Origin of the sequence: Vibrio caribbeanicus ATCC BAA-2122 (assembly GCF_000165125.1) — a bacterium.
Classification (GTDB): Bacteria; Pseudomonadota; Gammaproteobacteria; order Enterobacterales; family Vibrionaceae; genus Vibrio; species Vibrio caribbeanicus.
The window spans coordinates 59,078-67,204 of sequence record NZ_AEIU01000111.1; the positions used below are offsets into that span (position 1 = coordinate 59,078).

The following is an 8,127-nucleotide window of genomic DNA, read 5'->3' on the forward strand; positions in this document are numbered from 1 at the left end:
AAACGACGTTCAACAACGTTTGGGATGATTCAATATCGTTTGATTAAACTTCATACGGTAAAAGGCCAAATGGATCTTTGTTAAAAGAAAACCATTCATATGGCGAATACAAAACAACCAAATACCTTTAAAATAACTAATCGTTAACTGTATCGATTGTAAATTCGTCATAAACACCTTGAGGAACCTGATCGTGCAATGCTAGTTGAAAGTTAATCGGCCTCTCTCCTTCATGGCTAATGACATCACCCTTGCCGATATAAACATATGGCTCAGTAACACCATCTAACTCTTTAAACTTCCTTACAAACAGGTGAAGTCTAAAACCCTTCTGCTGGTGATTGATTATGGCATCACCTTGTTTACTTTTTGGTGAACAGCCTCCCGGGCTATCCCACTGAAACTGTCTATTATTTATAAACTTATCTTTATAGTCGATTGCACCTTCTTCTTTGTGTAAATCAACGAAGAAAAAGAAGTCATCGCCTTCTCGTAGCACTCCTGTCCCACGATATGAGCTATGTGTTTTACGCGCATTCGCAACTAATGCAACATCTCGCATATTGTACTGCTGATATAAGCGCAGACTAGGAAGACCGTAGTCATCAGATCCAAAATCGTTGGCATAACACTCCAAACCATACTCAATACTGGTAACTAACCATTTATACGATAATGATTGGCTCAATAAGTGTTTAAATTCCAGAGTTCTTTCTAATGTCAGCTCACCCTCACTTTCGATTAACTGAGCAAAACACGGCCAAGTTTTCTTTTCACGTGAATCAAAAAAGTTACCGTTTATATGCTCAAAAGCATGCCTCAATGTTTGGTCATCAACAGAACTTAAATATCGCTCTGTTTCATATCGAGCTTTACCAAGCGTGATCGTTTCATTGTCCATCAAATAGCGAATAATGATGAAATCATGAGGTCTCTTCAGTGGCAAACAACCATCAAGATAACGCTGGTACTTATCATGGGTATTATTAGCAATAAGAGGCATTATGGATGGTTCATTTTTCTCTACCTTTGATAGAAAGTTTAAATATGAACGTTCCTTTTTAATGTAGCGAATTGGGTCTGGCGCACCATCGACTACGTTATAATCCATGAGAGTTGGAATACGATTGCCTAGGTCAAGCTTAAAGTTGAGGTACTCTTCTTTTAAATATTTCATTGAATTGAAGTTTTCATCTTCAATCTGGCGCAGAATTTGTTCTTTACTGATTGGGTCTAATTGAATGTGAGTACAACCCGGGATCGATGAAAAATCCTTTTTGACTGCTACTTTCAAACTATCCTTGTCATAAAAACGGCTACCACATAACGCGATCGCCATTAAGAATGCTTTGTTATGGTTACCAATAAAGTCCAGTACCGTTAGGAAGGTCTTGCTTTCATGTTTACGTAACCCACGCCCCAACTGCTGAATAAAGACAATTGGTGAAGATGTGGGCCTAAGCATCAAAACAAGATTGATCGACGGTATATCTACCCCTTCATTGAATAGATCAACAGTGAAAATAACTTGAAGTGGATCGCTATCACTAGATAGCCTTTTTATCGCGTTTTGCCGTTCGTCTCGTGGTGTTTCGCTATTTAGATAACAGGCAGTTATTCCAATTTTATTAAACTCTTCAGACATATATCGAGCATGTTCAACATTGACACAAAACCCAACTGCCTTACAGAAATCACCATCGTAACCGTAAAAATTCATCCTATCGACAATGTGATCAACTCGTCTATTGGTTTGGAGTAACTTCGCTACTGCATTAATATCTTTAAGATTTATGCCTTGATAATCAACACTCTCAGCTTCTGTTATGCCAAAGTAATGAAATGGAGCAATCAAATCAGCATCTAGTGCATCACGCAGACGAATTTCAACCGCAATATTATCGTCAAAATTTTCATATATGGACTGTGCATCCCCGCGCTCAGGCGTGGCTGTCATCCCCAAGAGAAATTGAGGCTTGAAGTGCGCTAGAACTTTTTGATAGGTCTCACTACTAACATGGTGCGCTTCATCAATAACAATATAATCAAAAGCATCCGGTGTGAAACGTTCAAGGTAATTTAGTAGTGACAGATTAGTAGCGAAAAGATAATCACAATCCCAATTTTTTTGATTACCACTTAAAATACCAAACTTATCCTCATTTACCCCCATCACGCGAGCAAACGAGCTTCTCGCGTCCAATAGGATTTCTTCGCGGTGGACAATAAATAGCATTCTACTAGGAGCCACTTTACGAACATCAAAAGCGGCCATGTATGTTTTTCCGCTTCCTGTTGCCGCTATAGCTAATGCTTTTTTTTCACCGTGTTCTCGCAACCTTTGAAGATTTTGTAGAGCTTCAGCTTGCATTGTATTAGGTTCAATTTTGGTATCCCCCAACACAAATTGCTGTGAACCACTTTTGGGCGTCGCGAGACTTTTTAAAAATGAGCTGTACTGTTCAATTACGTCATCTGTCACTTGCACCGAATGAGCCCAAATCTCATTAAACTCATCGATAACCGATACGATAAAGCCGTCATCAGCGCTTGCAACTGTAGCAACATTCCACTCTATATTACTTTTTAAGGCGCTTTGTGTGATATTTGATGAACCGACTATAACTTTGGTTTCATTAGCGTATTCAAAAATATAACCCTTGGGATGGAACCCTCGATTTGGTTTTGCAATAAATAGTCTAAGCTCAATATTACTAAAAGTACGAAGCTTGTTTAGTGCTTTAGGATCTGTGAAATTGAGGTAGGTTGAGGTAACGACTTTACCCTTAACTCCTTTATCATCAGCTTCCTTTAGAATATCGAGTAAAATCTGTAGTCCGCTAAAAGAAACAAAGGCTACGTTAATATAAAAGCATTTACACTCATCAAATGAACGACGTAACTCATTGTAAAAATTGTCTGATTCATTATTTAAAACCAGATTATTATGAGTATTAGATACACTAGCTACAGACATTACACTATTCACTGATTTCTCCTCACTCAGCCATTAGCTTTTCTACAAAAGGAATATCAGCAGCAGCCCAATCTAATTGGGGTAGTTCATTAATTGATAACCACTGAGCATCAATGTGCTCAGTAAGCACAATCTCACGACTTTCCACAGGACAAATATAGCCATGCATCGTAATGTGAAAATCTGGATAGGTGTGATCAACTGTCATGAAATAATCAGCTTTAGATATATCAAGGCGCAATTCTTCCTGTAATTCTCGAATGATTGCTTGCTCACCTGTCTCACCAGACTCAACTTTCCCACCGGGAAATTCAAATTTATGGTGAATGTAATCAAATTTCGCAGGGCCTCTTTGAACACATAATGTCTTATCATCATGCTGAATAATCGCAGCTACAACCTCAATTTTTTTCATCTCAGTTTACTCTCATGAGTCGGGATATTGAGTCACATTCTAAAATAAACGTCAGAAAAAATCAGCGAGGACAGCCATCTATAACCAAAACAATCACAATAGATCTTAGATATTGAAGCCATAACATAGGGATTAGAGAAAGAATTTTACTAAAGTGATAGTTTACCGATTATGAATAGGTACACCGTAAGGTACATCAATAAAAATCAAACCAAACAATGTGATTATTAAACAACAATTTAATGGATTAATTCAACTTACGCCAGCCCACCAAACGTTTGGAAAGGCCGCTAACTCTCTGGGTAGCGGCCTTTTTGTTATTTGGATTTAGGTACTTATACAGAAATATTGATGAGAATAAACAATTCTTAGGCACTCAAATCGGGTCCCTCAACAATATCCTCCGTTTTGTAAAAAAGCCGACTTTAGAAATCTGTATAAAAATATGCCGAGCATGTACCCGCAATAGGAAAAACGACTTTTTCAAGCTCCTCTAGTACCGTGTCTGGATATTCACGTACAATCAGAGGTTCAATAGTTTTTGAAGCCTCAGAAATAAAAGTGGACATGTCTTCGCCAAAAAAAGAATCTAACTTTTCACTCAACATACCAAGTATCATAAGCTGGCGTGCCGGCCTAAAAATGCCATCATCTGGGTCTGTTTCCCACGTATCTGACCATGCCGACTTTGCAGTCTCAATCGCCCCCTGGAGGCATGTTTTCAATGGATAGTTTGCAAATGCAGGTGAAGTACAAGTTAAACACACACTAAGAACTGCTACTTTTAAAAAGCTCAATTTCATATATTCATCCAATTGTATTTTATTCATAGGGAAATGTTTCGATTAGGTAAAGAAATTCGTTCATTAAGCCGAAACCTCCATCAATAAAAAAGCTTGCAATCAATAGTTTGTGACAAATTTATCCGGTGAAGGTGTGCCAATTGCAATTATTAAATTTAATGTTGTGAGCTTTCAATATTTAATACCATGGGAGTTCGGAAACTTACGATGCGTAATTTTAGAAAAAAGTTCAGAAATTTGAGGACACAAATAAAAAACTCCGCATATAAAACTGGAGGAAGCACAGTGTCCCCGGTCAGCTAGAAGTGATGGAGAGTAAGACTTTTAGCAACATACTCCCTGTTAGCTTCATCAAATGATAATTCACACAGTTTCTTTACACAATTCGGTAAAAATCTAACACAAACTGACAAAGAACTAGGCAGTCTTTCATATTGTCCTTCGCGCAAGAAAAACAATAAGAGTAAGAAGCAATATGAAACCAAAAAACATCTCATTGCTTGCAGTAATACTGATTGCGAGCCTTATGCTCTCTGGGTGTAAAGAAAAAAAGCGTCACCAAACTTTGAATCCAGAATCATGGGTTGTGACTGGATTTGTGTTCAAAAGCGGTACATCCGAAGGTGATATTCAAGATGTTGAGTCGAGATTGATTAGGACTGCCAAGGCATTAAATGAGCTCAAAGGGCTGGAAGAATACACACAACACGCTGATCTTTATACCCGCTATTATGCCTCTGACTACACATTTTTAGTCGGCCCATTCCCTTCAAGCTCCTCGTTCACAAAAGATTTTAAGAGAAAAAATAGAAGTTTAAGCCTTATAATACCTATCCACTCCGGAAAAGAAGAGCTTGATATTAATGTGGAATCACTATTGTTATCACGCTCAGAAACACAGCCCGGTGGTGCGCCTATCAATAGTTTCTGGGACAATGGGATCACGGGGAATGGCTATGTGGCCGCCTTACTCGATAGTGGTACCGATAGTGACCATCCCGCATTTCTAAATAAAAACGTGACCATTCTTGGCAGTGACCAAAGTAACGACAAGAGCTATAACTGGCTAATGAGAAGAGAATGGCTCAAAACGGAAGGCAGCCGTCATCTGAGAAGTGCACACGGCACTGCCGTTGCTGGAGCTCTGGCGGGCAACCCTTCGATTGGCCCACACAAGGGGATCGCCAAAGACGCTGACCTTATCAGTGGGTACGCAGGTTCTGCCGAGGACGCCCTTACTCCAGAAGGTGATGGTGAAATGGCCAAAATCATCAAAGATCTTAAATCTGCCAACCTGACAATGTCTACTTTAACTTATTTAAAAGACTACAATATCGTGTCTCTTAACTACAGTTTTGGCAATGGACGCATACTAATGCCAGCCAAAAGTGGTGTGATGAGCCAATGGCAAACATGGTCGTTTTGGGCAAGGTACTTTGATGCGGTCAGCTTTGAAAATGATTTTCTCTTTGCCAAATCAGCCGGCAATGATGGTTCAAAATATCCGAATAAAGAGCAATCCAAAAAGCCCCAGCCTTATTCACTCTCTATGCCCGGCGATAACTACAATGGCTTGACCGTAGCCAACGTCGATACCACTTTATCTGGTGGGCCGACTGAAAAAACCACAGACAGAGCGAAACACTCAATACGCAGCACAAGCAGTCGCGGCCCTACCACTGATGGTCGCCGTAAACCCGATATCGCAGCACCGGGGCATCAAACACGAACCGCTGCGCCAGACCCGAATGCGTATACTTATCATGGTCCTTATAAAGATCGCTTCACTGCAAAAAAATACAAGGAATACGATCCGGCTACCATTACTCGCATATCCTCTGGTACCAGTCTGGCCTCTCCACATGTTGCTGGCGCTACTGTATTGGTAAGACAAGCCTTGGAGGAAACAAGAGACAGCCAATACAAAAAGTTCTCGCCCATCGTTAAAGCTGTGCTTATTAATAGTTCAGATAACCATTCACAACACGTTTTAAAAGAAGACTTACCCCAGTACTGCGATTCTAATGGTCACTGGTGCCCCTCTCGCGGATGGGGATATATGGAAATGACTCAAGCGTATAAGGAATACCAAAACGCCAAGCAATTTGAGTTAAATTCTGGATCTCAAACGAAATCATATCGAATCGTCAATCCAGTCTCTAATTTTAAAGCGACATTAGTCTGGGAACACCAAAACTTTGATAGCGCCAGTAAGCTGCTCGCTGTCGATATGACTCTCTACAACGACAACAATAAACAGGTGATAGAATCAGATAGAAGCAAAGGGCTCCATAATGTCTTGCAAGTGCAAACCAAAGAGCAGACCGACTTATGTCTTGAGATTGAAGCTAAGAATATGCTGGAATTTAGCGCCGATACCCTCTCGCTCGCATCAAATACCGAGTTAATTCCGGTATCGTCATGTAGGTAATACCTAGAGAGAAAATTCAGGACACACACCAAAAGATCTCTGAAGGCGTATGTCCTGACTATTTATCAGTCTATTTATCTATCCAACTAATGCAGTAATATTCAGAGAGTAAAATGAGCTTTGCCTTTATGATCGGTCGATTGCTCGATAGACGACAATTCCTGGCGTATCTTTTACATATTCGATAAAAGGAGAGTCGACAACCTTCATATTAGTGGATTTTGATGAGGCATTACGCAGCACAGGCCCTTTTGGAGTGTTAAAGAACAACCCAGTGTGTGAGACGTCTAGTCCCTCAGTATGAGCATAAATGCCGATATAGTCCCCATCCTGCAAATTCGATATAACATTGTCATTAATTTTATCGGCAGGGATATACGTTATATCCCTTTCCTTTGGGTGTAACCCTGTTATGTAGACCTTACCATCTTTAGCTTGGTTAAGGGTTTTGCTGACTAATTGCGTTTCATCTGTCAAAGTCCCCGTTACGTCCTGTGCATTTGGCGTATTTTCACTCACCCAATCAGAGAAAAAGTGCCTTCTAGTCAAGTAACTAACGTCATTTTTAACATAGCGCGTTTCGATTAATTTTTGTCGAAACTCATTGAGATCATTTGATTTTCTTAATGCCTCTACGTAATCGAGGTACGTAAAACAGTCAAGAGCACCAAAATCAATCACCAATTGTTCTTCTGTTGTACTGCTGCCAATTAATCGATTTCGGACATAGGGTACATCCATAAAAAGGGAGGAAAATAAGCGAATTCTCTCACTGTTTTCAGATGGGTCTAATTGAAAAATATGCTCTAATTCTGATTGCGCTTGCTGATAGAATGTGGCGTAAGTATCAAACATTTTCACTGGAGGTGTCAGTGAAACAGAAGGAGAGGACGCTCCTAGAAGTGAAACAGCAGGATAGGCTCCAAGAAGCAAAAGAGCGAGAACGGGCATTTTTTTTGATTTATATAAGGCTTTTTTCATGCGTGACTACTACCAGTGGGTATCAGTAGTACACGTTACATCAAAACTGATAAAATGTGAAATAAATCACACTTTTATTGTTATTTATTTAAATAATTATTATTTAAATGATGAATGAAGAGAAAATTCAGGGCACACACTAAAAAATAGTATCTGTTGGATAGGTCTGCCACACCTCTAACTAGATTTGTGACAGAACCAGTTTAACTGTTAATTTCTCTTAATTTTTACACTATCACCAAACGCCTGATTGCCAATCGTAGTCACCGAATTAGGGATAGTCACGCTAGTGAGCTTATTGAACTTGAACGCCCTATCCCCAATGATGGTCACCGAATCTGGGATAGTCACGCTGGTGAGCTCGTTGAACTTGAACGCCTCCTCCCCAATGAAGCTCACCGAGTCTGGAATAGTCACGCTGGTAAGTTCGTAATTACCGAACGCCTTATCCCCAATGGTGGTCACCGAATCTGGAATAATAATGTCCTTTTTTGCTCCACCATAGGACACGACAACTTTA

Annotated in this window: 6 protein-coding genes; 1 reads left to right on the forward strand and 5 read right to left on the reverse strand. The window is 39.9% G+C overall.

Annotated features, from left to right (window positions below; translation table 11 throughout):
* Positions 1-136: 136 nt before the first annotated feature.
* From RH40_RS18670 to RH40_RS18680, 3 genes are all read right to left on the reverse strand, one after another.
* Positions 137-2,989, reverse strand: a complete 2,853-nt coding sequence (locus RH40_RS18670; RefSeq protein WP_241209911.1) for a DEAD/DEAH box helicase — start codon at positions 2,987-2,989, stop codon at positions 137-139.
* A 10-nt stretch (positions 2,990-2,999) separates the two neighbouring features.
* The gene (locus RH40_RS18675; protein WP_009603258.1) at positions 3,000-3,392 is read right to left on the reverse strand and encodes a (deoxy)nucleoside triphosphate pyrophosphohydrolase; all 393 of its coding nucleotides are present in this window, start codon (positions 3,390-3,392) and stop codon (positions 3,000-3,002) included.
* A 425-nt stretch (positions 3,393-3,817) separates the two neighbouring features.
* A complete protein-coding gene (locus tag RH40_RS18680; RefSeq protein ID WP_139056913.1) occupies positions 3,818-4,222 on the reverse strand; it encodes a hypothetical protein in 405 nt (134 codons plus the stop codon).
* 448 nt (positions 4,223-4,670) lie between these two features.
* Between RH40_RS18680 and RH40_RS18685 the strand changes: the two genes are divergently transcribed.
* Positions 4,671-6,626: a S8 family serine peptidase gene (locus RH40_RS18685; protein WP_009603260.1), complete on the forward strand. Its 1,956-nt coding sequence runs from the start codon at positions 4,671-4,673 to the stop codon at positions 6,624-6,626.
* Between the two features lie 126 nt (positions 6,627-6,752).
* Here the strand turns inward: RH40_RS18685 and RH40_RS18690 are convergent, their stop codons facing one another.
* The gene (locus tag RH40_RS18690) at positions 6,753-7,607 is read right to left on the reverse strand and encodes an N-acetylmuramoyl-L-alanine amidase-like domain-containing protein (protein ID WP_009603261.1); all 855 of its coding nucleotides are present in this window, start codon (positions 7,605-7,607) and stop codon (positions 6,753-6,755) included.
* A gap of 210 nt (positions 7,608-7,817) precedes the next feature.
* Positions 7,818-8,127, reverse strand: a 310-nt coding sequence (locus RH40_RS18695; protein ID WP_009603262.1) for a leucine-rich repeat domain-containing protein, incomplete at its 5' end; no start/stop codon positions are given.